The sequence below is a fragment of the Mycobacterium sp. URHB0021 genome, assembly GCF_054057895.1.
The window spans coordinates 7,322,489-7,345,119 of record NZ_JBSRZT010000002.1; the positions used below are offsets into that span (position 1 = coordinate 7,322,489).

The 22,631-nt window shown below is 67.3% G+C and carries 25 protein-coding genes and 1 pseudogene; 13 read left to right on the forward strand and 13 right to left on the reverse strand.

What is annotated here, in order from left to right; translation table 11 throughout:
• Positions 1 to 85: 85 nt before the first annotated feature.
• The 6 genes and pseudogenes from ACVWWN_RS37930 (at position 86) to ACVWWN_RS37955 (ending at position 6,664) form a co-directional block, all read left to right on the forward strand.
• Positions 86 to 1,180, forward strand: coding sequence for a tartrate dehydrogenase (locus tag ACVWWN_RS37930; protein WP_457148457.1), 1,095 nt, complete (start codon positions 86 to 88; stop codon positions 1,178 to 1,180).
• A 32-nt stretch (positions 1,181 to 1,212) separates the two neighbouring features.
• The gene (dctA, locus tag ACVWWN_RS37935) at positions 1,213 to 2,604 is read left to right on the forward strand and encodes a C4-dicarboxylate transporter DctA (RefSeq protein ID WP_457148458.1); all 1,392 of its coding nucleotides are present in this window, start codon (positions 1,213 to 1,215) and stop codon (positions 2,602 to 2,604) included.
• A gap of 179 nt (positions 2,605 to 2,783) precedes the next feature.
• Positions 2,784 to 3,335 (forward strand): annotated as a pseudogene (locus ACVWWN_RS37940) (glycerate kinase); the annotation flags it as partial.
• A 95-nt stretch (positions 3,336 to 3,430) separates the two neighbouring features.
• Complete coding sequence (locus tag ACVWWN_RS37945; RefSeq protein ID WP_457148459.1) at positions 3,431 to 4,546, forward strand: Rv2629 family ribosome hibernation factor; 1,116 nt, start codon at positions 3,431 to 3,433, stop codon at positions 4,544 to 4,546.
• A gap of 130 nt (positions 4,547 to 4,676) precedes the next feature.
• On the forward strand, positions 4,677 to 5,162 hold the full coding sequence (locus ACVWWN_RS37950) for a DUF4383 domain-containing protein (RefSeq protein ID WP_457148460.1): 486 nt from the start codon (positions 4,677 to 4,679) through the stop codon (positions 5,160 to 5,162).
• Positions 5,163 to 5,197: 35 nt separating this feature from the next.
• Positions 5,198 to 6,664, forward strand: a complete 1,467-nt coding sequence (locus tag ACVWWN_RS37955) for a lipase maturation factor family protein (protein WP_457148461.1) — start codon at positions 5,198 to 5,200, stop codon at positions 6,662 to 6,664.
• 127 nt (positions 6,665 to 6,791) lie between these two features.
• Here ACVWWN_RS37955 and ACVWWN_RS37960 read toward each other — a convergent pair whose 3' ends face one another.
• The 3 genes from ACVWWN_RS37960 to ACVWWN_RS37970 all read right to left on the reverse strand — a co-directional run bounded on the left by ACVWWN_RS37960 (position 6,792) and on the right by ACVWWN_RS37970 (position 9,156).
• On the reverse strand, positions 6,792 to 7,553 hold the full coding sequence (locus tag ACVWWN_RS37960; protein ID WP_457148462.1) for an SDR family NAD(P)-dependent oxidoreductase: 762 nt from the start codon (positions 7,551 to 7,553) through the stop codon (positions 6,792 to 6,794).
• Positions 7,554 to 7,678: 125 nt separating this feature from the next.
• A complete protein-coding gene (locus ACVWWN_RS37965; RefSeq protein WP_457148463.1) occupies positions 7,679 to 8,269 on the reverse strand; it encodes a TetR/AcrR family transcriptional regulator in 591 nt (196 codons plus the stop codon).
• A gap of 17 nt (positions 8,270 to 8,286) precedes the next feature.
• On the reverse strand, positions 8,287 to 9,156 hold the full coding sequence (locus ACVWWN_RS37970) for a GNAT family N-acetyltransferase (protein WP_457148464.1): 870 nt from the start codon (positions 9,154 to 9,156) through the stop codon (positions 8,287 to 8,289).
• A 177-nt stretch (positions 9,157 to 9,333) separates the two neighbouring features.
• Here ACVWWN_RS37970 and ACVWWN_RS37975 point away from each other — a divergent pair, with 177 nt between their 5' ends.
• The 3 genes from ACVWWN_RS37975 to ACVWWN_RS37985 all read left to right on the forward strand — a co-directional run bounded on the left by ACVWWN_RS37975 (position 9,334) and on the right by ACVWWN_RS37985 (position 12,603).
• The gene (locus tag ACVWWN_RS37975; RefSeq protein ID WP_457148465.1) at positions 9,334 to 10,689 is read left to right on the forward strand and encodes a hypothetical protein; all 1,356 of its coding nucleotides are present in this window, start codon (positions 9,334 to 9,336) and stop codon (positions 10,687 to 10,689) included.
• A 62-nt stretch (positions 10,690 to 10,751) separates the two neighbouring features.
• A complete protein-coding gene (locus ACVWWN_RS37980; protein ID WP_457148466.1) occupies positions 10,752 to 12,095 on the forward strand; it encodes a molybdopterin-dependent oxidoreductase in 1,344 nt (447 codons plus the stop codon).
• 4 nt (positions 12,096 to 12,099) lie between these two features.
• Positions 12,100 to 12,603 carry a hypothetical protein gene (locus ACVWWN_RS37985; protein WP_457148467.1) on the forward strand — a complete coding sequence of 168 codons (504 nt, stop codon included), beginning with the start codon at positions 12,100 to 12,102 and terminating at the stop codon, positions 12,601 to 12,603.
• Here ACVWWN_RS37985 and ACVWWN_RS37990 read toward each other — a convergent pair.
• Genes ACVWWN_RS37990 through ACVWWN_RS38000 form a run of 3 tightly spaced genes read right to left on the reverse strand, consistent with a single transcriptional unit; the run spans position 12,584 to position 14,535 of the window.
• Positions 12,584 to 13,213 carry a methyltransferase domain-containing protein gene (locus tag ACVWWN_RS37990; protein ID WP_457148468.1) on the reverse strand — a complete coding sequence of 210 codons (630 nt, stop codon included), beginning with the start codon at positions 13,211 to 13,213 and terminating at the stop codon, positions 12,584 to 12,586. The genes ACVWWN_RS37985 and ACVWWN_RS37990 overlap by 20 nt on opposite strands.
• Before the next feature lie 3 nt (positions 13,214 to 13,216).
• Positions 13,217 to 13,882, reverse strand: coding sequence for a TIGR04282 family arsenosugar biosynthesis glycosyltransferase (locus ACVWWN_RS37995; RefSeq protein WP_457148469.1), 666 nt, complete (start codon positions 13,880 to 13,882; stop codon positions 13,217 to 13,219).
• Positions 13,879 to 14,535 (reverse strand): glycosyltransferase family 2 protein, encoded by a 657-nt coding sequence (locus ACVWWN_RS38000; RefSeq protein WP_457148470.1) that lies wholly within the window; start codon positions 14,533 to 14,535, stop codon positions 13,879 to 13,881. The genes ACVWWN_RS37995 and ACVWWN_RS38000 overlap by 4 nt, the downstream gene beginning before the upstream one ends.
• Before the next feature lie 103 nt (positions 14,536 to 14,638).
• On the opposite strand from ACVWWN_RS38000, the gene ACVWWN_RS38005 reads away from it, so the two are divergent.
• From ACVWWN_RS38005 to ACVWWN_RS38015, 3 genes are all read left to right on the forward strand, one after another.
• A complete protein-coding gene (locus ACVWWN_RS38005) occupies positions 14,639 to 15,322 on the forward strand; it encodes a response regulator transcription factor (RefSeq protein ID WP_457148471.1) in 684 nt (227 codons plus the stop codon).
• A complete protein-coding gene (locus ACVWWN_RS38010; protein ID WP_457148472.1) occupies positions 15,309 to 16,337 on the forward strand; it encodes a sensor histidine kinase in 1,029 nt (342 codons plus the stop codon). The genes ACVWWN_RS38005 and ACVWWN_RS38010 overlap by 14 nt, the downstream gene beginning before the upstream one ends.
• A 103-nt stretch (positions 16,338 to 16,440) precedes the next feature.
• Positions 16,441 to 16,890 carry a nitroreductase/quinone reductase family protein gene (locus ACVWWN_RS38015; RefSeq protein WP_457148473.1) on the forward strand — a complete coding sequence of 150 codons (450 nt, stop codon included), beginning with the start codon at positions 16,441 to 16,443 and terminating at the stop codon, positions 16,888 to 16,890.
• A gap of 35 nt (positions 16,891 to 16,925) precedes the next feature.
• Here ACVWWN_RS38015 and ACVWWN_RS38020 read toward each other — a convergent pair whose 3' ends face one another.
• The 5 genes from ACVWWN_RS38020 to ACVWWN_RS38040 are packed head-to-tail and all read right to left on the reverse strand — an operon-like array spanning position 16,926 to position 20,876.
• On the reverse strand, positions 16,926 to 18,044 hold the full coding sequence (locus ACVWWN_RS38020; protein WP_457148474.1) for an NAD(P)H-dependent flavin oxidoreductase: 1,119 nt from the start codon (positions 18,042 to 18,044) through the stop codon (positions 16,926 to 16,928).
• A 10-nt stretch (positions 18,045 to 18,054) separates the two neighbouring features.
• Complete coding sequence (locus tag ACVWWN_RS38025; protein ID WP_457148475.1) at positions 18,055 to 18,819, reverse strand: alpha/beta hydrolase; 765 nt, start codon at positions 18,817 to 18,819, stop codon at positions 18,055 to 18,057.
• On the reverse strand, positions 18,820 to 19,851 hold the full coding sequence (locus tag ACVWWN_RS38030; protein WP_457148476.1) for an NAD-dependent epimerase/dehydratase family protein: 1,032 nt from the start codon (positions 19,849 to 19,851) through the stop codon (positions 18,820 to 18,822). It lies immediately after the preceding gene.
• On the reverse strand, positions 19,848 to 20,624 hold the full coding sequence (locus ACVWWN_RS38035; RefSeq protein ID WP_457148477.1) for an S-methyl-5'-thioadenosine phosphorylase: 777 nt from the start codon (positions 20,622 to 20,624) through the stop codon (positions 19,848 to 19,850). The genes ACVWWN_RS38030 and ACVWWN_RS38035 overlap by 4 nt, the downstream gene beginning before the upstream one ends.
• Positions 20,625 to 20,669: 45 nt before the next feature.
• Positions 20,670 to 20,876 (reverse strand): hypothetical protein, encoded by a 207-nt coding sequence (locus tag ACVWWN_RS38040; RefSeq protein ID WP_457148478.1) that lies wholly within the window; start codon positions 20,874 to 20,876, stop codon positions 20,670 to 20,672.
• 68 nt (positions 20,877 to 20,944) lie between these two features.
• Between ACVWWN_RS38040 and ACVWWN_RS38045 the strand changes: the two genes are divergently transcribed.
• Positions 20,945 to 21,817, forward strand: a complete 873-nt coding sequence (locus tag ACVWWN_RS38045; RefSeq protein ID WP_457148479.1) for a 1,4-dihydroxy-2-naphthoate polyprenyltransferase — start codon at positions 20,945 to 20,947, stop codon at positions 21,815 to 21,817.
• Here the strand turns inward: ACVWWN_RS38045 and ACVWWN_RS38050 are convergent.
• Together ACVWWN_RS38050 and ACVWWN_RS38055 are read right to left on the reverse strand one after the other, a co-directional pair.
• Positions 21,814 to 22,380 (reverse strand): Clp protease N-terminal domain-containing protein, encoded by a 567-nt coding sequence (locus ACVWWN_RS38050; RefSeq protein WP_457148480.1) that lies wholly within the window; start codon positions 22,378 to 22,380, stop codon positions 21,814 to 21,816. The two genes, ACVWWN_RS38045 and ACVWWN_RS38050, sit on opposite strands and share 4 nt — an antisense overlap.
• Before the next feature lie 2 nt (positions 22,381 to 22,382).
• Positions 22,383 to 22,595 (reverse strand): helix-turn-helix domain-containing protein, encoded by a 213-nt coding sequence (locus ACVWWN_RS38055; RefSeq protein ID WP_457149434.1) that lies wholly within the window; start codon positions 22,593 to 22,595, stop codon positions 22,383 to 22,385.
• Between the last annotated feature and the right edge of the window lie 36 nt (positions 22,596 to 22,631).

Here is a 22,631-nt window from a genome sequence, read left to right on the forward strand (position 1 = left end):
TGGTCTTAGACGCAGCGTGGCCTGTGGCGTCCTAATGGAATCCACGCACTTGTGATGCGCACAACAACCAACCCAGGAGATTCCCGTGACTCAGCAAGTCTTCAAGATCGCAGCGATTCCCGCCGACGGGGTCGGCAAGGAAGTCGTCGCCGCCGGTCGCCGCGTGCTCGACACCTTGGCCGCGCGCTCCGGTGGCACGTTCTCCTTCGAGTGGACAGAGTTCCCGTGGGGCTGCGAGTACTACGAACGAACCGGCCGGATGATGGCCGCCGACGGGCTGGAGACCCTGCAAGCCTTCGACGCGATCTATTTCGGCGCGGTGGGCTGGGAGAACGTCCCCGACCACGTCAGCCTCTGGGGTCTGCGGCTGAACATCACGCAGAACTTCGACCAGTGGGCCAACATCCGTCCGGTGAAATTCCTCCCCGGCGTCGTCTCGCCACTGCGCAAGGCCGACGACCACGATCTCGACTGGGTAGTCCTTCGGGAGAACAGCGAGGGTGAGTACGCCGGGCTTGGCGGGCGGAATCTGGCAGGCCGCGGGCCGGGCAATGAGGTCGCCCTGCAGACCGCGCTGTTCACCGAGAAGGGTTGCGAGCGGATCATCCGCTACGCGTTCGATCTGGCTCGGACCCGTCGGGTCAAGAAAGTCTCCAGCGTCACCAAGTCCAACGCCCAGCAATACGGAATGGTTCTGTGGGACGAGGTCTTCAAACGTGTAGCAGCCGATTACCCGGACGTGGAGAACGAGAGCGTTCTGGTCGACGCGATGAGCGCGAAGTTCATCCTGCGCCCTGAGGACCTGTCGGTCGTCGTGGCGTCCAACCTCAACGCCGACATCCTCTCCGATCTCGGTTCGGCGTTGGCCGGCAGCCTTGGCGTGGCCGCGAGTGCAAACCTCAACCCTGAGCGACGCTTTCCCAGCATGTTCGAACCGGTGCACGGCTCCGCGCCAGACATCGCGGGTAAGGGCGTAAGCAATCCCATCGGCGCCATCGCCAGTGCGGCATTGATGCTGGACCACTTTGGACTGCACGACCAGGCCCGTCGAGTGGAGGCCGCGATCGAGGCCGCCACCGGTAGCGGTGTGCTGACCCGTGATATCGGCGGCTCGGCCGACACGAACGAAATGACCGACGCGGTGATCGCCGCATTGACCCCGGCCCTGACGCCCGCCTGACCCACACCGCAACGGACACAAGAGGTTACGTCATGACAACACAGACCCCAAAGAAACGTTGGTATCGGCAACTGTACTTCTGGGTGCTATTCGCCATCGTGATCGGCGTCCTGGTGGGTTGGGTCGCCCCGACCGCCGGTCAGGCGATGGAGCCCATCGGCACCACGTTCGTCACCGCGATGAAGATGCTGATCGGTCCGATCGTGTTCCTCACGATCGTCGGGGGCATCGCCAGCGTCGCCGATCTGAAAAAGGTCGGGCTGACCGGGATCAAGGCGCTGACCTACTTTCAGGTCGGCACCATCCTGGCGATGATCGCCGGTCTGGTCGCCATCAATCTGTTCCGGCTCGGTGACGGTGTCAACGCCGACCCGGGCAAGATCGAGGCCAGCGAGTCCGCGCAGAAGCTGATCAGCACGGGCGAGACGCAGCACTGGTGGGAGTTCGTCACCCATATCGTGCCCGATAGTGTGTTCGGTCCCTTCGTCGAGGGTGACATCCTCCAGATCATCTTCCTGGCAGTAATTTTCGGTGTCGCACTCAACGCCGTCGGTCAGATCGGCGGCCCCGTACTCGACGCCGTCAACCGGCTGACCAAGATCGTCTTCAAGGTGCTGTCCTACATCATGAAGCTTGCACCGCTGGGTGCGTTCGGCGCGATGGCATACGCGATCGGCAAGTATGGCGTGTCCACGTTGACCAGCCTCGGCAGCCTCATCCTGCTGTTCTACGTCACCTCCGCCCTCTTCGTGTTCGTGGTGCTCGGCTCGGTGATGGCCTACCTGCGGCTCAACATCTTCCACATGCTTCGCTACCTGCGTGAGGAACTGCTGCTGATCCTCGGCACCTCAACCGCTGAGCCTGCACTGCCCGGACTGATGCGCAAGCTCGAATACGCCGGCGTCAACAAGCCGACCGTCGGCCTCGTGGTTCCGACCGGCTACAGCTTCAATCTCGACGGTGCCGCGATCTATCTGTCCCTCGCGGCGCTGTACATCGCGCAGGCCACCAACACGCCGCTGTCGGTCAGTCAGCAGATCGGCCTGCTCGCGGTGATGCTCCTGACGTCCAAAGGTGCCGCGGGCGTCGCGGGCGGCGGCTTCATCGCGCTTACCGCGACGTTGAGCACGATCGGGCACATCCCGGCGATCGGCATCATGCTGGTGTTCGGCATCGACAAGTTCATGTCCGAATGTCGAGCGCTGGTCAACTTCATCGGCAACTCAGTGGCCACCCTCTTTGTCGCCAGGTGGAACGGGGAACTCGACGTCGACCGGGCGCGAAAAGTCTTCGCCGGTGATGAAGTGCCGCCGCTCGACGAGCCCACCGAGAAGACGACCGAGGCGGACGGCGACTCACCGCCGGCCTTCGGTGCATCACCGGCCGCACCGTCGGCGCTCGTCGGCTCGACGCCGCGCTCGTAGTCATTCGACAAAGGGAAGGTAGACGTGCGAGTCCTCACCTTTGCCGACGCCGACGGAGGACAGGTCGAACCATCGGCCGCCGTCCTTCATCACATCCAGTCGGTGAGCGCCGACGATGCCGTCGATCTCCGAGGTGTTGAACTCGTGGTCGCCGGCGACGTCGCCAGTCCCTCCTCGGTCCCGACGGCGCCACCATGGTGTTCGCGCCCCAGAAGGGTGCCTCGGCCGCCAACGTCGAGCATCTGGAAACAGGCCTCAGACAGCTTGTTTCGGGCATCAAGAGGACGGGCTGGCCGGACGCTGGGCGGTGGGCTGTGACGCCCGGCGCCGGCTCGGCAGGAGGGATCGGATTTGCGGCGCTCATGGTCGGCGGACGTATCGTCTCCGGAGGCGACTACTTTCTCGATCTGCTCGACTTCGACGGACGCGCGCACGGCGCCGACCTCGTGATCACCGGCGAGGGACGCCTCGACGACCTGACTTTGGCGGGCAAGCTACCTGTGGTAGTGGCGCGATGGGCGGCGCCGACACCGGTCGTGGTGGTCGTCGGGCACAACAGCATGACCGCCCGCACCCCGGTGTTTTCCCAAATCTGTGCCGTTGCGGAGCTTTCCGAAGATGACACCGCGGACGACCCCGTGCGCACCGCTGCACTTCTACGGCAGATCGGTGCAAACATGTCGGCACCCGTGATAAAGCTCCCCAGATCCGAGGTGACGATCAGGCGATGAAGTCTGTCTACCGACCCCTTCCGCGCATCGACGTCGCGGTTTGACTCGGTCGGCTGCGGGCATCCGACGTGCAGGACGGAACGAAAGGAGTATGTATGCAACCCGAGCGATTTCGACCGCTCGCAGACGCGGACGGCCCGTTTGCGTCCGTGTACTTCGACGATTCGCACGACACCGAGGACGCCGCTGCACAGCTGCAAGTGCGGTGGAAGGACATCGCCTCCGAGCTCGAGCGTCAGGGCGCCGATGCGGACCTGACCTCTGCGGTGCAACGCGCTGCACTCGAGCGAGCGCCGGCGGTGGGCCGAAGCGGCCGCGGCGTGATCGCAGGGCGTGGAGTGCTGCTGTCGGGCCGGCTGGCTCGTTCCCCCGAAATGTCGGAGATCCGGGTGTCCGACCTGCCTTACTTGATTCCCATGGTCGCCGACGGGGTGGCCGACGATACATACGTCACGGCCGTTGTCGATCACGCCGGTGCCGACATCACGGTGCATCGCGGCGGGCACGACCGCACTACTGCGGTGGACGGTGGCGGATATCCGGTGCACAAGGCGTCGGGCGCGGAGACGCCCGGCTACGGCGATCCCCAGCGGCGCGCCGAGGAAGCCGGGCGGAAGAATCTGCGTGCTGCAGCGGCCGAGGTCACCTCGGCGATCGATGACACCGCTCCGGTGGCACTGTTCGTCGTCGGTGAGATCGCCTCCTGTTCCCACTTCACCGAGATGCTGCCGAGACGGGTCGCCGATCTCGTCGTCGAAGTCCACGCGGGAGCGCGTCACAGCGTCGACCATGAGGCATTGCAGGCCGAGATCACCGACCATCTCGCACGGCTCCGACACCAGGTCGTCGACGAGGCGGTGCGAATTTTCCGAGCGGAGACCGGACGCGAATCCGGGCTGGCGACCGAAGGACTGCCGGGTGTGTGCGCGGCGCTCCGCGAGGGCGCGGTCGAGACGTTGATCATCGGTGACCTCGGCGACTCCACGGTGGTGCTCGGCGACAGCCGCACGCACATCGGGCCCAATGCCAATGTGCTGTCAGAGCTCGGCAGCACGTCGGCCCATATTGTGCGAGCCGACGAAGCCTTGCCGCTGGCAGCGGTCGCCATCGATGCTGCGCTGGTAAGAGCAGATGACGCTACCCAACCGCGCGACGGCATCGCAGCGGTACTGCGTTATGCACCGCGCACTGCGGCGTCTGACCGGGTGTGATGCATCGTGGGGGCCTCGGTAACCGTTTGCACCGCGAAGACCTTCGCGGCGGACATCGTTTGATCACGGACTGCGGGGGTACGTGGCTCGACGTGACCGCGTTCGACAATCACCGAAGAGAGTTCCTGGCATGACGACTCACGAATCCACCGGCGCTCGTGGACGGCCACCGGTTCAATTGGCCGCATTGATGGTCGGGGTGGTGTTCGTCATCGTGGGTATCGCCGGCTTCGTTCCCGGGTTGACCACCGGCTTGCATGAGCTGACCTGGGCCGGCCATCATTCCGGCAGCATGCTCCTCGGCATCTTCGCGGTTTCGGTGCTGCACCTTCTGTTCGGTGTCGCCGGCATTGCGTTCGCGCGGACCTTCGCTGCGGCCAAGGCATACCTCATCGGTGGCGGAGTCATCTACCTCGTGCTGTGGCTCTACGGCCTGGCGATCGACCATTCGAGCACGGCGAATTTCGTGCCGGTCAATACCGCCGACAACTGGTTACACCTGGGACTGGCGGTGGGCATGATCGGTTTGGGCGCATTGCTCGGCCGCTACGCCATCCACAGTGGCACCGGTGCCATGGGAAGCCCGGAATCTGCCCGCGGCGTCACTCCTCCGTGATGCACAGCGGCTGAGCGATCCGGAAGGATCCAGCGATGGACTGGCTCGTCGCCCCGGAATGGTGGTGGGGCAGGGAGATTCTGGAACGAGGCGTCGCTGCAGTGTACGTCGTCGCCTTCGTCTGCGCGGCCCGCCAGTTCCGCGGCCTGTTGGGCAGTCGCGGGCTGCTGCCCGTGCCGGAGTTTGTGGCTCGCAGTTCGTTTCGGAACGCACCGAGCGTCTTTCACCTCCACTACTCGGACCGCTTCTTCGCGGGCGTCAGCTGGACCGGCGTGGCAGTTTCGGCGGCTGTGGTGGCAGGCCTGGCCGACGCGGTGCCGGTGTGGCTGGCAATGCTGCTGTGGCTCGCGCTGTGGGCGTTGTACCTGTCGATCGTCAACGTCGGGCAGATCTGGTACGCGTTCGGCTGGGAATCCCTACTGCTCGAGACCGGATTGTTGATGGTGTTTCTCGGCAACGACGAGACCGCTCCACCCGCTTTGGTGATGTGGATGACGCGATGGCTTCTGTTCAGGGTGGAGTTCGGCGCCGGGCTGATCAAGCTGCGGGGCGACCGGTGCTGGCGGGACTTCACCTGCCTGATCTATCACCACGAGACGCAACCCATGCCGGGCCCGCTCAGCTGGTTCTTCCATCAGTTGCCGCGCCCATTTCACCGCATCGAAGTTGCCGGCAATCATCTGGCACAGCTCGTGGTTCCGTTCGGTTTGTTCGCTCCGCAGCCGGTCGCCGGCTTCGCTGCGGCCATCATCGTGGTGACACAGGTGTGGCTCGTCCTTTCGGGGAACTTCGCGTGGCTCAACTGGTTGACGATCGTTCTGGCTGCGAGCGTGATCGATACGTCGACATGGGCATCAGCGTTCGGCATCGAGACTCCGGCCAATTCGCCTGTCACACAGCCACTCTGGTTCATCGCGATAGTCATGGTCTTCACTGTGGTGGTGGTTGTGCTCAGCTGGCGGCCGGCGCGCAACCTCGTGTCCCGCAAACAGCGCATGAACAGCACCTTCGAACCGCTGCATCTGGTCAATGCCTACGGCGCGTTCGGCACCGTCGGCCGCAGTAGGGATGAGGTGATCTTCGAAGGCACCGCCGATGCCAGCCTGTCCGATGAGACGATGTGGATCGAGTACGACTTCAAGGGCAAGCCCGGCGACGTTCGACGGCGGCCGCGCCAATGGAGTCCGTACCACCTTCGGCTCGACTGGCTGATGTGGTTCGCTGCGATTTCGCCGTCCTACGCTCAGTCGTGGCTGGGCCCCTTGTGTCGGGGCATGCTGACCAACGAGCCCGCGATCATGCGGCTACTGGGGAACAATCCCTTCGCTGCCCGTCCACCGGCATACATCCGGGCAACTCTGTACCGCTACCGCTTCAGCACTAGACGCGAGCTCCTGTCGCATCGCGTGTGGTGGCGGCGCGAGTTGCTCGGCGAGTACCTGGCACCGATCGGTCCCGACGAGGTCAACCGGCTGACCGGCGGCTTCCGACGGGGCAGGTGAGGGCTCGAGACGGACCGATCTCGCGGACTCGCGCCGACCGGTGAACCACAGGCGGCGAACCGAGGGAAACCAACCGCAGTCGAACCGCTGCGCCCGTCGGCGGGTCGCAGCGGTTCAAGTGCCGGATTCAGATCTGGTTGATGCCACCGTCGACGGGGATGTCGGCGCCAGTGGTGTAGCTGCTCATATCCGAGGCCAGGAACAACACCGCGTTGGCGACCTCGTCGGCGTTGCCGAGCCGTCCCATCGGCACGACGCTGTGCTGGTAGTCGTCGAACTTCCGCTTGGCGTCCGGGCCGGGAAACATCAGGCCGGCAAGCGTTTCGATGCCGGGCGTTTCGGTCGCCCCGGGGCTCACAGCGTTGACGCGAATGTTGCGGAGTCGCAACTCACTTGCCCATGTCCGGGCGAACGAGCGCACGGCGGCCTTGATCGCCGCATATACCCCGATGCCGTCCGAGCCGCGAGCGGCGACATTCGATGCGTTGAGGATGATCGACCCGCCGTCGTTGAGCAACGGCAGTGCCTTCTGAACGGTGAACACCACACCTTTGAAGTCGACGCCGAGCTGGCGGTCGAGCTGTTCCTCGGTGATTTCGCCGACCCGCGCGACGTCGAGGATCGCGGCATTGGCGAATACGATGTCGATGCTGCGGCCGCTGTCGGCCACCGCGGCGTACAGCCGATCGACATCCTCGGCCTTGCTCACGTCGCTGCGGACGCCGATGGCATTGTCGCCGAGTTCCTTGACCGCCAAGTCGAGTTCGGCCTGCCTGCGGCCGGTGATGAAGACGTAGGCGCCTTCGTCGATGAATCGCTTTGCGGTGGCGAAACCGATGCCGGTCGAGCCTCCCGTGATCACTGCCGTCTTGCCTTCGAGAAGAGCCATGTCCATGCCTTTCATAAGTTCTGGACTAATCAGTCAAAAACTATGACATTCGAGGCACCGGTTATATTCCGCGCAGATGTGGGCAGGGGCGGAGCGCTTGTGCTGGTCATGACTTCTGCGCCGGGTCAGCCTCGGGGAATGAGGGCGATCATCTCCTCGGCCGCGGTCTTCAGCTGCGCGGGCTTCACACCGGCCTTGTGCAGCGCCTCCTGGCCGCGCATGAAGGCCAGCAGCGTCGTGGCCAACGCCTGGGAGCTCTGCGACGCGTCGACCGCCCCGTCGCGCTGGGCTTCCTCGACGCACTCGGCGAGGTCCGCGGTCCACCGTGCATAGGCGCGTTCGACCGTCTTTTCGACGGCGGCGTCGGTGCCGCCGAGTTCGGCGGCGCTCTTGGCCATCATGCAGCCACGGTGCGATGTGTCCGCGACGATGGCCTTGACTTGTGCGCGGATGTGGCGCAGCAGCCGGTCGTATGCGCTGTGCTTCGGATCGCGCAGCTGGGCGCGGACATCGTCGAGAGAGGAGTCGATGTAGTCGTCGAGCGCACGGAGGAAGAGCGCGTGCTTGTCCCCGAACGCCCCGTAGAGACTGCCCTTGCCGAGACCGGTGGCGGCGGTCAGGTCGTCCACCGACGTCGCCGTGTACCCCCGCGACCAGAACTCATCGCGCGCCGCGGCGATGACATCGGTCTCGTGGAACTTGCGGGGACGGGGCATGACGCCAGGATACGCGGTTATGGACCGATCAGTCCGTTAGCATGCGTCGGCTTGACCAGCACCGCGCGGGTATAGAGCAGGTGAAAGCCACGGCGCTGCACGTTCTGCTGCGATTTCGAGCCGGGGGCGGTGGTGACGACGGCGATATCGCACCCGGCGCGGGTGGCGTCGGCGAGCCGTGCCGCCAGTAGCGCGGTCTGCACACCACGGCGGCGGCAAACCGGCACGGTGGCCGCGCCGGTCAACTGCGCGACGCCATCGGAGATCCGCAGGCTGCCGCCCCCGGCGACGACGCCGTCGTAGTACGCGAGATACGGTGTGGCGCCGGCTTGTTCGGCATCGCGTTCGGCTTTTTCGACGATTTCGCGCGGGAAATCCTGGTGGGTCGGCGCCCCATCGGTGTCGGGGTGGGCGAACCCCGAGACCACCGCATCCAGCCAGGCCTCGAGTTCGTCACCGGCCGACCGGACCTCAACGCCGGGTGGGGCCACCGGCGACACCTCGCCGCCCAGCGCCCGTCCCAGCACGTTCTGGAAGGCCTCCAGCCGATAGCCGCGGCCGGTCAGGAGCGCACCGATGGCCGGGTCGGCCAGGTTGGCCAGCTCGACCTGGGTCGCGGGTGCGCGCGCGGCGGCGAACGCTTGCTCGATCTCTGCCAGCGCGTCCGCATCGGGCACGCCGTGAAATCCGAGTCCCACCACCTTGTTCAGCGGCGAGCCCTCGTCGGCGAAACACGCCGCGCCTCCTGCCACCGGAATGACGAAGGTCGTCTTGCCGGTGCGCGCGCCGGCGGCCGCGGCCCCGGCCGTGATGAATTGCGCTTCCACCCGTTCGATCCGCTCGGCCAGCGCGATGCTGCCGAACAGCGGCGCGTCGTCGATGGTCATCGCGAGGCACCCTACCGGTGCGGCCGCCGCTCGACGAACGCTTTTATTGCCACCAGCGTGCGGATTCTCGGGTTTTTTCGCGGCGTGTCAGCCGCAGACACGCACGCTCGCGAAAGAACGGGAGGCGTCATGGAATGGTCAGGCCGGTACTCAGCGACGGCCAATAGGCTGGCGGTCGTGCGGAAGGCTCGCAGGGAGGGGGTGGCGGTCGCCATCGGCATGGTGCTGGTGGTCGCGGCGTTCGCCATACCTCATCTGCACCTCACCACCGTCACACCGCTGATCAGAGCCAACGCCCAGCGCTTCTACAGCTTCGCCGACACCGCCCCGATCTTCGGCTGGTGGAACGCCCACGTCGGCTGGGGCACCGTCCCGGCGATCGTCATCGGGGCCGCGGCCGTGATGTGGGGTCAGGCGGTCGCCGGGCGGCTGCCGTGGCGTGTGCTGCCATGGGTGACATGGGCAACGGCCTGCGCGTGGGCCTTCTCGCTGGCCATGATCGACGGCTGGCAACGCGGGTTTGCCGGCAGGCTGACCGCCCGCCACGAATACCTCCGCCAAGTCCCGACCGTCTCCGACATCCCCGAGGCGGTCCGCACGTTCGCCCGCAGAATCCCCGATTTTCAACCGGATTCGTGGATCACCCACGTGTCGGGCCATCCGCCCGGCGCGCTGCTGACGTTCGTCTGGCTCGACCGCATCGGCCTCGGCGGCGGCGCATGGGCCGCAGTGTTGTGCCTGCTCGTCGGGTCCAGCGCGGCGGCCGCCATCGTCGTCGCGGCGCGTACCCTCGCCGACGAGAACACCGCCCGGCTGGCGGCGCCATTCGTCGCGGTCGCGCCGACGGCCATCTGGATCGCCGTCTCGGCCGACGGCTATTACGCCGGTGTCGCGGCGTGGGGCATCGCGCTGCTGGTGCTGGCTGTCCGCCGCGCGGTGCGCCTGCCGGTGCTGGCGGCTGCCGGTGCCGGCCTGCTGCTGGGATGGGGGATCTACCTCAACTACGGCCTGGCGTTGATGGCCGTGCCCGCGGTGGCGGTGCTGCTGTCCGCGATGAACTGGAGGGCGGCGGTCTCGGCTCTGGTCCCCGCCGTCGTCACCGCGCTCGCCGTGGTCGCGGTGTTCGCGGTCGCGGGCTTCTGGTGGTTCGACGGCTACACGTTGGTGCAGGGACGCTATTGGCAGGGCATCGCCGATGACCGACCCTTTCAATACTGGTCGTGGGCGAACCTCGCTTCGGTCGTGTGCGCCATCGGGCTGGGCAGCGTCGCCGGCATCGGCCGTGTCTTCGACATCGCGGCGATCAGGCGGCGCGCCGGCCTGAATCACGTGGTGCTGGCCGCACTGCTGGCGATCCTGTTCGCCGACCTCTCGATGCTGAGCAAGGCCGAAACCGAGCGCATCTGGCTGCCGTTCACCGTGTGGCTGACCGCGGCCGGAGCCTTCTTGCCGGCACGATCTCAACGGTGGTGGCTGGCCCTCAACGTCATCGGTGCGCTACTTCTCAACCATCTGATTCTGACCAATTGGTAACGCGAACCGATAAATCAGGCACTACGTCTCCATGTGCCGCCCGAATTGTGGAGCCTTGAGTCATGGCTGACGCCGACAGTCCCGACAAACCCGAGCCGACCGACACCGGCGGTTACGGCTTCCCCGTGCGTTTCTGGCGGACCCTCGACCGATTCGCTCCGCCCGGCGTCCGACGGCAGCGGTGGCGCAGTCCGCTGCGGGGACTCTGGCTGACATCGATGTTCGGCTCGCTACTGCTGGTTACCCTGCCGATCGTCATCATCACCGGGCTGTTGTCCTACATCGCCTACGGCCCGCAGTTCCATCAGGCCATACCGGGTGACGTCGGCTGGTTGAAGCTGCCCACCTTCGACTGGCCCACCGAACCGTCGTGGCTGTACCGGCTCACCCAGGGCCTGCACGTCGGACTCGGCCTCATCGTGATCCCCGTCGTGCTCGCCAAGCTCTGGTCGGTGATTCCACGGTTGTTCTCCTGGCCGCCGGCGCGGTCCATAGCACAAGTGCTGGAACGCCTTTCGCTGTTGATGCTGGTCGGCGGAATTCTCTTCGAGATCATCACCGGGGTACTGAACATCCAGTACGACTACATCTTCGGGTTCAGCTTCTACACCGCGCACTACTACGGCGCCTGGGTCTTCATCGCGGGCTTCCTGATCCACATCGCGATCAAGATTCCGCGCATGTGGGCCGGGCTGCGGTCGATGTCGCTGCGTGACGTCCTGCGCACCGACCGGGCCGACACCCGCCCGGAGCCGTTCGAACCCGACGGGCTCGTCGCCGCCGATCCCGCGCCGGCGACCATGAGCCGGCGCGGGGCGCTCGCGCTCGTCGGTGGTGGCGCGCTGTTCGTCGCCGTCCTGACCGCCGGCCAAACCATCGGCGGGATCACCCGCCAGGCCGCGCTGCTGCTGCCCCGCGGGCGCATCCGCGGCAGCGGTCCCAACGACTTCCAGGTCAACAGGACGGCGTTCGCCGCGCGGATATCACCGGACGTGACGGGCGACAAGTGGCGGCTCACCCTCAAGGGCGGGCCGGAACCGGTGGTGCTGGACCGGTCCGCGCTCACCGCGATGCCGCAGCACACCGCCCTGTTGCCGATCGCATGTGTGGAAGGTTGGTCCACCACCGAAGCCTGGACCGGCGTCCGGCTACGGGATCTGGCCCGGCTGGCCGGCGTGCCCGAGCCGCGGTCGGCCTTCGTGGCATCGGTGGAGCGCTTCGGCGCCTTCAACCGGGCGACGTTGCAGGGCAATCAGGTGATGGACGAGGACTCGCTGCTGGCGCTGCGCGTCAACGGCGCCGACCTCTCCCCCGACCACGGCTACCCGGCGCGCATCATCGTTCCCGCGCTGCCCGGTGTGCACAACACCAAATGGGTTGCCGCTATTGACTTCAGGATGGTGTGATCACATGTTGAGCCGATTTCGCGCAGTCTATGGATCACATCCTCTGCATCTGCTGACACTGGTGGCCGGCTTCGCGCTGTTCGGCTACGTGGTCGCCACCATCGGACTCGCCCCGCTGTGGAATCCGCGGACGTGGTGGCAGTCGATCATCGTGTGGTTCGCGGCGGCGATCATCGCGCACGACCTGGTTCTGTTCCCGATCTACGCGCTGGTCGACCGCATACATCTTGCCGCACAACGGGGTCGGCGACATGACCGCAGCGACGTCGACGTTCCGGTGCTGAACTACATCCGGATTCCCGCACTCGGAGCGGGATTGACGTTCCTGTTGTTCCTGCCCGGCATCATCAAGCAGGGCGCAGCCACCTTCGTTGCCGCAACGGGCCTCACGCAAGACCCGTTCCTGGGCAGGTGGCTGCTGCTCACGGCGGCTATGTTCGCAACCAGCGCAGTGGTTTACGCGGTGCGGCTGACACTTTCCCGCCGTGCTAAGGAGCGCTCAGGGTAGCCACCGCCCGCGCGCCTGCGGGGTAGATGGCGGTCAGGCTCAATCCCACCTCCTCGGCCAGGCTCGCCGCGCAGTCGAGGCCCACCGATGCCCACTGAAACCACGGGCCAATGGTTCTCGATGACTCCAGGCGGACCCAGGCGGTGCGCACTCCCTCGATGAAGGGATCGAACTCGACAACGCAGCGGCCGCCCGGCCGCAACAAATCGGCAGCCCGCCGCAGCACTCGCCACGGATCCCCGCCGAGTCCGACATTGCCGTCGGCCAGCAGGGCGGTCTGCCAGCGACCCGCGGCGGGAAGCGCGCCGAAGACGTCGCGGCGCAAGGCAGGCGCACCGCTGCGTCGAGCCATGGCCACCGCCGTCGCCGACTGGTCGACACCGAGCGCAGGGATACCGCGGCGGATCAGATCGACGACCAGGCGCCCGGGACCGCAGCCGAGATCGATTGTCGGGCCCTCGCACAGCTTCACCACCGCCTGATCGAAGGCTTCGTCGGCATGCCTGCCGCCAAGCCATCGGCGCACGGGCAACCTGCGCACGGCGCCGTCGTCCTCGCGGATCCAACATCGTTCACCGTCGAGGGCGCGTTCGTAAAGGTTGCCCAACAATATCTAGACCCCTGCCTTCCATGTGACACGTGCGAACCGGCCGCCGGGCGGACAGGCCCGACGTACGTCGTCGACGTCGTCGACGGTGTCGACATCGACCAATTCGAGAACCAGGTCCACCTTCATGCCTGTGCTGAGCAACGCGGACAGCGTCAACTCACCGGTGTCGGACTGCGACATCGGCACGGTGCGCAGGCAGCCCGCGCGGGTCGCGTCCTGCACACCGAGGACCCACCAGCCGCCGTCGCGGGCCATCCCCAGCACCGCCTCCGAATCAACAAGGGTGCGCGCGCATTCCGCCAGCAGCGCGTCGGTCACTTGCGGGGTGTCCATGCCGATCTGAAGAACCGGAAGCCCGTGCGCGACTCGTGACGCGTCCTCGTGCGCATTGGCCAGTCGCTCGGCGAAGCCGTCGCCGCGCTGCGCCACCACGGTGAAATCGGCGAGCCGCGACCGAATTTCACCGGAGCAGCTCGCACCGTCGAGATCGCCGGTGAGCGCCACCACTCGCGCCTGAACCGGGGCGGCCGCGACAGCGTCCAGGGTGTCCAGCAGCGCGGCTGCGGCGATGTCGGCGGCGGCCTGCTCACCCACCGTTACCGCCAGCCGCGTCTTCGCCAGCCCCGGCACCGGCGCCTTGGCCACCACCAGCACCGTGACCGGTATCACGAGATCACCCGCCAGAAGTCCAGGGCCGCCACCACGCTGCCGCGCAGGGAACCGCTCACCTTGGACCTGCCTCCGGTGCGGGGCCCGTATCCGACGTCGTGTTCGACCACGCGCCAGCCCGCAGCACCCGCCCGGACCAGCAGTTCGAGCGGATACCCCGACCTTCGGTCTGCTACTCCCAGCCGGAGCAATGCCTCACGGTTCGCCACCCGCATCGGAGCGATGTCGTGCACCGGCAGGCCGTGACGGGTGCGCAACCGCCAACAGACCGCTGCGGTGCCCAGTCGCGCATGCCAGGGCCAGCGCAGGCCCGGAACCGGCCGCCGGCGGCCGACCGCCAGGTCCGCACCACGGCCGAGTTCGTCGACCAACCGTGGAATGTCGTGGGGGTCCAGCGAACCGTCGGCGTCGATCACCGCGACGATCGGCGTGGTCGCCGCCTCGACGCCGGCATGAACCGCCGATCCGTAGCCTGGCCGCGATTCGGCGACGACCCGGGCGCCGTGTCGCCGCGCCACGTCCGCAGTGCCGTCGGTGCTGTTGTTGTCCACGACCAGCGGTTGATAGCCCTCTGGCATGGCGGCCAGCACGCCCGGCAGCGATGCCGCCTCGTTCAGGCAAGGCAGCACCACCGTGACGGGACAGTCGGGCATATTTGTCGACGTTAGGTGAGCCGGCCGCGGTCCACCACGGTCAACCGTGACGAATCGATGACGTCAGCGCTGGTAGCAAAGCTGCCAAGCTAATCTCGGAGGTGTGACCCGGGTGCTGATCGCCGACGACGACGCCGTCGTACGCGACGTCGTGCGCCGTTACCTCGAGCGTGACGGCCTCGAGGTGGCGATCGCCCACGACGGCACCGAGGCGCTGCGACTGCTGGGTTCGCAGCCGATCGATGTCGCGGTTCTCGACGTGATGATGCCCGGCCCGGATGGGCTCTCGCTGTGCCGCAGCCTGCGTCAGCGCGGCGACTACACGGTGCCTGTGATTCTGCTGACCGCGCTCGGCGAGGAGGAGGACCGCATCGCCGGGCTGGAGGCCGGCGCCGACGACTACCTGACCAAGCCGTTCAGCCCGCGTGAGCTTGCGCTACGGGTACGGTCGGTGCTGAGGCGTGCCCCGTCGTCGGCGGGCATTCTCTCGTTGGACATTCATGTCGGCGAGCTGACCGTGTCCACCGCGTCGCGTTCGGTGACGATCAAGGACCAGCCGGTCAGCCTGACCAACCGGGAGTTCGACCTGCTGCTCTTCTTCCTCACCCATGCCGACACCGTCTTCTCCCGGGAAGAACTGCTGAAACTGGTGTGGCGCTGGGACTTTGGCGATCTATCGACGGTGACGGTGCACGTCAAGAGGCTGCGGTCCAAGCTCGGCGAGCACCACCGGGTGCAGACCGTGTGGGGCCGTGGGTACTTGTGGAGCGGGCATGCCCGCGAATGACTTCTGGGAGATCGTCGGCTGGGCGCTGTCCTGCTCCGTGCCGGTAGTTCTGGCGGGGGCGATCATCATCCGCCTGGCGCGGTCGTGGTCGCTGGCCGTCAGCATGGTGGCCCTGGTGCTCATTCCGGTGTTGGCGACGTTCACGGGCGTGCTGGGTGCCAGCGGCTTCATGATCACCGAGACGTTCGAGCGGACGGTGGTCGTGTTGGTGATCGTGTCCATCGTGACGATCCCGGCCGCGGTGATGCTGGCCCGCTATCAGGCCCGCCGCACGGTGTGGGAGCAGGAGATCCGGGATTCGGAGCGGTCGGCCGAGCAGTCGAGACGCCGGCTGGTCGCTTTTGTCAGCCACGACCTGCGCACGCCGCTGGCCGGGATCCGCGCGGTGTCCGAGGCGATCGCCGACGGCGTGGTTCCCGACGAGGAAGTCCGGGTGCATGCCAAACACATTGAGCAGGAATCGGTTCGGCTGTCGGAGATGGTCGACGACTTGTTCGAGATGTCGAAGATCAATGCCGGCGCGGTGCAGCCCCTGTTCGACAACGTGGCGCTCGACGAGGTAATCGACGATGTGCTGGCGGCGCATCGGATCGCCGCCGAGCGGGCGGGCGTCCAGTTGATGGCGGAACTGCCCGAGACACCGGTGCGGGTGGTCGGCAGTGACCGCGCGCTGGTTCGGGTGCTGTCGAACCTGGTCGCCAATGCGATAGCGCACACGCCCGAGGGCGGCAGGGTCGAATTGGCGCTGGGGTCGGACGAGAACGGCGCATGGGCGCGCGTCGACGACACCGGGGTCGGCATCGACGAGGCCGACCTGCCCCGGGTGTTCGACGTCGCCTACCGCGGCTCCAATGACCGGGTGCCGCGGGCGGACTCGTCGCTGCCCAGCGGTTCGGGCCTGGGCCTGGCGATCGCTGCGGGCCTGGTGCAGGCCCATCGCGGCACGCTATCGGCGCACAACCTGGCCAACGGCGCTCGGTTCGAGGTCCGGCTGCCGCTGGCCGTCGACGACTGATTCGCGAGACCTAACCCAGGGTCGTCAACTCGCGGTCTCAACGACCTGGAATATTGTTTCGGCGTCTTGTAATTGAGAGAACGTTCTACTAACGTCGTTAACCATGGCGACGACGAGTTCCCGCAGGGCGCTGCGCAAGTTCGAGTTCGAGCGGCAGATGGGTCGCGTCGTGATGAACCCGGTGGTCGCGGCACTCGACAAGATCGGTGTTCGCGCATCTCTGGTGGTTGATCTTGAAACCACCGGCCGCAAATCGGGTGAGGCACGGACAGTGCCGCTGGCTGGCCGCGCCGACGAGAACGGCGTGTGGGTGATCTCGCAGCACGGACGCCGCGCGGGGTGGGCCCACAACATCGCCGCCGACCCCCGGGTGCGGGTGCGCGTCGGTAATCAATGGCGCACCGGCACAGCCACTTTCGAGCCCGACGACGACGTGCGGGCGCGCGCCCGCAGTTTCGGCGGCTCCAGCAGGCTCCGCCGGTCCGCGACGGCGCTGACGATGCGCGCGATGGAGAGCGACCCGGTCTCGGTGCGGATCACCTACGCCGACTGATGCGCCGAGTGGCCGGTGAGCACACGACTGGCCGGCTAATCGGGCAGCGAGTTGCTCAATCGCTCGGTCGCGGCCAGGTAGTCCTCGATAAACTCCCGCACCACCTCGCGGGCGGGCTTGACCTTGTTCATCAGGCCGACCCCCTGCCCGACGAAGTACGTGGCCAGCGCCTGCGCACCTGGATGACCCTGCGATGCAAGCAGGTCCACGCGCCGGATGACCGGCTCGGCGAGCATCGACTGCAACGGCAGCGGCAACGGCTTCCGGCCGCCCTCGTGCGGCGCCCAGGCATCCGTCCACTCGGACACCAGTTGCCGCGCGGGCTTCCCGGTCCGCCCGGCGGACCGGATGGTGTCACGCGAGGTCGCGGCGAGGAACTTCCGCACGGTGTGCGGTGCCGTTTCGGCCTCCTCGGTGGTCAGCCACACCGAACCCGTCCACGCACCGTCGGCGCCCATCGCGACCGCCGCCGCCATCTGCCTGCCCGTCACGATTCCACCGGCGGCGAGGACCGGAACCGCGCCATCGATGGCCTGGATCACCTCGGGGATCAACACCATCGTGGTCACCTCGCCGCAGTGGCCACCGGCCTCGGTGCCCTGGGCGACGATCAGATCAACCCCCGCGCCGACCTGTTTGACCGCGTGCTCCTTGGCGCCGACCAGGGCGGCCACCGGGATGCCGCGTTCCTTACCCGCCTCGATCATGTAGTCCGGCGGAACCCCCAAGGCATTGGCGATGAGCTTGACCGGATGGCTCAGCGCGACGTCGAGCAGTTCGCCGCCGGTGTTCCCGGACAGCCACGATCCGCCGACGCGCGCGGCCGGATCCGGCGCGATGTCGTGGGCGGCCAGCAGCTCGGTGACGAAACCGCGGTAGTTCTCCGGGATCCGCGCGGCCAGATCTGCCGGGGTGAGCTTCTCACCCTTGCCCTCGAACGTGGCGGGCACGATCAAGTCGACGCCGTACGACCTGCCGCTGACGTGATCGTCTATCCACGCGAGTTCCTGGTCCAGCTGCGAAGGCGTGTACGCGGTGGCGCCCAGCACACCGAACCCGCCCGCATTGGTCACGGCGGCGACGACGTCGCGGCAGTGGCTGAATGCGAAGAGCGGGAAATCGATACCGAACTGCTCACAGAGGGCGGGCGTCACGTCACCAGTATCACCAAGTGACACCGGTCTCCGACAGGAACCCCGCCATGGCGGTGAGCATCCGGTGGCCGTCGACGAGCTCGGCGTCGTTGTGGCCCGCCCCCGGCACCAGGACGAACCGCCTGGGCCGGGGCGCCGCCTCGTAGAGTCGCTCGCTCAGGGCGGGGGGCACGATGTCGTCGCGATCGCCGGCGATCACGAGGACCGGCGCCTCTACCGACGCGATGCGATCGATCGACGGATAGCGATCGAGCAGAAGTCGGCCGACGGGCAGCCACGGGTAGTGCACCGCGCCGACATCGGCCAGCGACGTGAACGGCGACCGCAGCACCAGTGCCGCCGGTGGCCGCTGCACCGCCAGACCGACTGCCACTGCCGCGCCGAGAGATTCGCCGAAGTACACGATCCGGTCCGCGTCGTGGTGTGCGACCAGCCAGGCCTGGGCCGCCTGCGCATCGGCGGTCAGACCGTTCTCGGAGGGGCGGCCCTGGTTGCCACCGTAGCCGCGGTAGTCGAACAAAAGCACCGAAAACCCCATCCGATTCAGTGCGGTCGCCAGACCGGTCCGCATGGACCGGTCCCCTGCGTTTCCGTTGCACACCAGCATGGCTACGTCGCCGTGCCTTGGGAAATACCAAGCGCCTAAACGGATTCCGTCGGCGGTGCGCAACACCACATCGCGGCCATTCGGTGACACCGCGGCCGCGGCCGGGAGCGGTCCCCGCGTCGGGAAGTAGATCAACCGCCGCTGCAGCGCCCAGACCCGGTCGAGCACCTAACCCCGCAGCGGCGCTTGGGCGAACTCGCGCAACCCATCCCGCGGGTTGACGACGGCTCGAAAGCCGAGGACGTCGGCGGCCCGCGCCGGGTCCGCGACGATGTGGCGGACATCGCCACTGCGGTACTGGCCGGTGACCGCCGGGGACAGGTCGCCACGCTCCCGGCACAACTCGGTGGCCACGTCCAGGATCGAGATCGGCCGTCCCGAACAGACGTTGAAGGCGGCGAAGCCGTCGAGCGCCGCACCCACCGCCGCCACGTTGGCAGCGGCGATGTCGTCGACGTGCACGAAGTCACGCATCTGCCCGCCGTCCTCGAAGACCCTTGGTGCATCGCCCGCTTCGAGCTGCGACCGGAAGATCGCCGCAACCCCGGAGTACGGGGTGTCCCGCGGCATATTGGGTCCGTAGACATTGTGATAGCGCAGCGCCACCACCGAACCACCGCTGGACTCCGCCCACGCCAGCGCGTAATGCTCCTGGGCGACTTTGCTTGCGGCGTACAGGCTGCGCGGCCGCAGCGGCGCGTCCTCGTCGACCAGCCGCCACCCCACCTGCTCGCCGCCGAGCGGGCACCGATGCTCGAACGCGCCGGCATCGAGATCCTGCCGCCTGCGCGGCAGAGGGTCCACCAATCCGTGTGCCGGACACTCGAACCGGCCTTGCCCGTAGACCACCATCGACGAGGCCAGCACGAGGCGCCCGCAGCCCGCCTTGAACATCTCCGCGAGCAGCACGCTGGTGCCGTAGTCGTTGTGGCTGCCGTATGACGGCGCGTCAGCGGCGTTCACCCCGGCCCCGACGACAGCGGCCTGATGGCACACCACGTCGACACCGTCGAGCAGTGGCGACAGCGCGTCGGCGTCGCGCACGTCGACCAACTGCACACCGGTGGGCACCTCGGCCTCCGTGCCGTGCGCCGCGGCCAGCATCGCGTCGACGGCGACGACCTCGTGGTCGGCCCCGGCCAGCGCCGCGGCGATCCGCGCCCCGATGAAGCCGGCGGCGCCCGTCAGCAGCACCCTCACGGCAGTTCGATCGGCAACTCGACACCCTCATGGGGAAGGCAGTGAGTGCAGGTGCGCTCCTGGGCCACGTTGTTGATCGCCTCGTGCACCAGCTTCTTGAACGGCCCCAGGTTGCGCTCGAACTCGGCGAACACGTCGACGGCCCTCACCGCGGTTCCGGCGTCGATCCCGGCGTCCACATCGGTGACCAAAGCTATTGCGGCATAGCACATCTCGAGTTCACGCGCCAGTACCGCCTCCGGGTAACCGGTCATGTTGACCAGCGTGAAGCCCTGTCCCGCGAACCACTTGCTCTCCGCGCGGGTGGAGAACCGCGGCCCCTGGATCACCACCATCGTGCCGCCGTCGACGACGCCGGGCAGGTCCGCCGCCGCGGCGCGCAGGGACGGGCAGTACGGGTCGGCGAACCCGACGTGGACGCCGCCCGAGTCGAAGTAGGTATCCGCACGCCCGCTGGTTCGGTCGACCAACTGATCGGGCACCACCAACGCCCCCGTCCCGAGTTCGGAGGTCAGGCTACCGACCGCGCACGGCCCGAAGATCCGGCGCACCCCCAGCGCACGCAGCGCCCACATGTTGGCGCGGTAGGGCACGGTGTGAGGCGAGAATTCGTGCTTGAGGCCGTGACGGGGCAGAAACGCCACCTCATGCCGGCCGACGGTGCCGACGGTGATCGGAGCGCTCGGTGCACCATACGGGGTGTCCAGACTGATGCTGCGGGCGTCAGGACCGAAGAACGTATAGAACCCGCTGCCGCCGATGACTCCGATCATCGGACCATTGTCCATGCCGGCTGCGCGCCGCCGGCAAGCGACGGATCACTCCTCCTCGGTGCGCTCCGCGGCCCGTCGAGCCCCGTCACGGATCTCGAACACGTCGGTCGCCAGGCCGCCGATCGCGCCGGCGACGTCCTTGACGGCGGTGGTGATGATGGAGGCCACCTCCCCGACCGTCGAGGCCACCGACTCAACCGTCTCCTGGAGGGCGTCCTTGCGGATTTCTACCTTGCTGAGCCGTTCTTCCATGTGCTCAGTCTTGCCGCTGGGCGGCATGAGCGCCAGGCGTCCGATGCCGGCGTGCGACGATGACGCACGTGGCCAGTCTCGCGCAGTGGATCGAGGGCGCCAGGCCCAGGACGCTGCCGAACGCCGTCGCCCCGGTGATCGCGGGCACCGGCGCGGCTGCCTGGCTGGGCGCCGCCTGCTGGTGGCGGGCGCTGCTGGCCCTGGTGGTCGCCCTGTCGATGATCGTCGGCGTCAACTATGCAAACGACTACTCCGACGGCATCCGCGGTACCGACGACGTGCGGGCAGGGCCGCTGCGGTTGGTCGGCTCGAAGCTGGCGGCGCCCCGGTCCGTGCTGACCGCAGCGGTCGTCAGCCTCGGGGTCGCGGCGGTCACCGGAGTGGTCCTCGCCTGGTTCAGCGCACCGTGGCTGATCGCGGTCGGGGTGGTGTGCGTCGCAGGCGCGTGGCTCTACACCGGCGGCTCGAAACCCTACGGCTATCTCGGGCTTGGCGAGATCGCGGTGTTCGTGTTCTTCGGGCTCGTCGCGGTTCTCGGCACGCAGTACACGCAAGCACTGCGCATCGACTGGGTCGGGGCCGCGCTGGCGGTGGCGACGGGAAGCCTGTCGTCGGCCGTGCTGGTCGCCAACAATCTGCGCGACATCCCGACGGACACAGAAGCCGGCAAGATCACGCTCGCCGTGAGACTCGGCGATGCCCGCACCCGGATGCTGTATCAGGGCCTGCTCATCGCGGCCTTCGTGCTCACGCTGGTGCTGATGCTCGCCACCCCGTGGGCGGCCGTCGGTCTGGTGGCGCTGCCGCTGGCCGTGCGGGCCGCGGGCCCGGTCCGCAAGGGCCTGTGTGGCCGGGATCTCATCCCGGTGCTGCGCGACACCGGGTTGACGATGCTGGTGTGGTCGGTCGCGGTCGCGCTGGCCCTGGCATCGATCGGCTAGGCCGCGCGCCGGAGCAACTCGTCGACGGCGTCACGCAACCGTGCCGCATCGACGTACTCGGCGATCACGCTCATCGTGAACGTGTCGCCTCCGCGCAGGATGCCCAGGATGAGGTGTTCGCAGCCGATCCAGCTGTTCTTGTGCGCCAAGGTTTCTCGCAGCGCGAACTCGACCACCTTCTTGGCGGGTTTGGTGAACGGAAGGTGGCTGCGACGCCGCCTGCGTCGGCCGGACCTGCGCAGGGCGTTGTCGAATGTGCCCGCCCCGAAAGAATCGTCGACACTGTCGCGGACCGCCCGCAGGTCGATCCCGATCGAGCGCAGCGTCTCGGCGTCCTCAGCGAAGGACTCCTCGCCGGGTGATCCCGCGGCGGCGAGCCGGTCCCGGATCACGACCGCCGTCAGGCCGTGCGCGCCCAGGACACCCGAGAGGTCGCGGCCGGCGCTCTGCAGGACGCCCACCAAGAGATGTTCCGGCCGGATCTCATCGGAGTTCGACTCGCGAGCCTCTTCGGACGCCAGCACGACCGAGACCCTGGCACTGCGGCTGAAGCGCTCGAACATGGTCAGCTCCTCCGGTGGTATTTCTGGTGCACCGCCTGGCGGCTCACCTCGAGCGCATCCGCAATGGCCTGCCAGCTCCAGCCCTGCTCGCGGGCGTTGGTTACGTGGATCGCCTCGAGGCGCTCCTGCAATCGCTGCAGTGCGCGCACCGCGCGCAGGCCCTCTGCCGGGTCAGCACTACCTGCGCCGTCGCTCAAGTGGCTCAACGACTGCATCTCCATGACGTGTCAAGTTAGGTTGACATCTCGTCG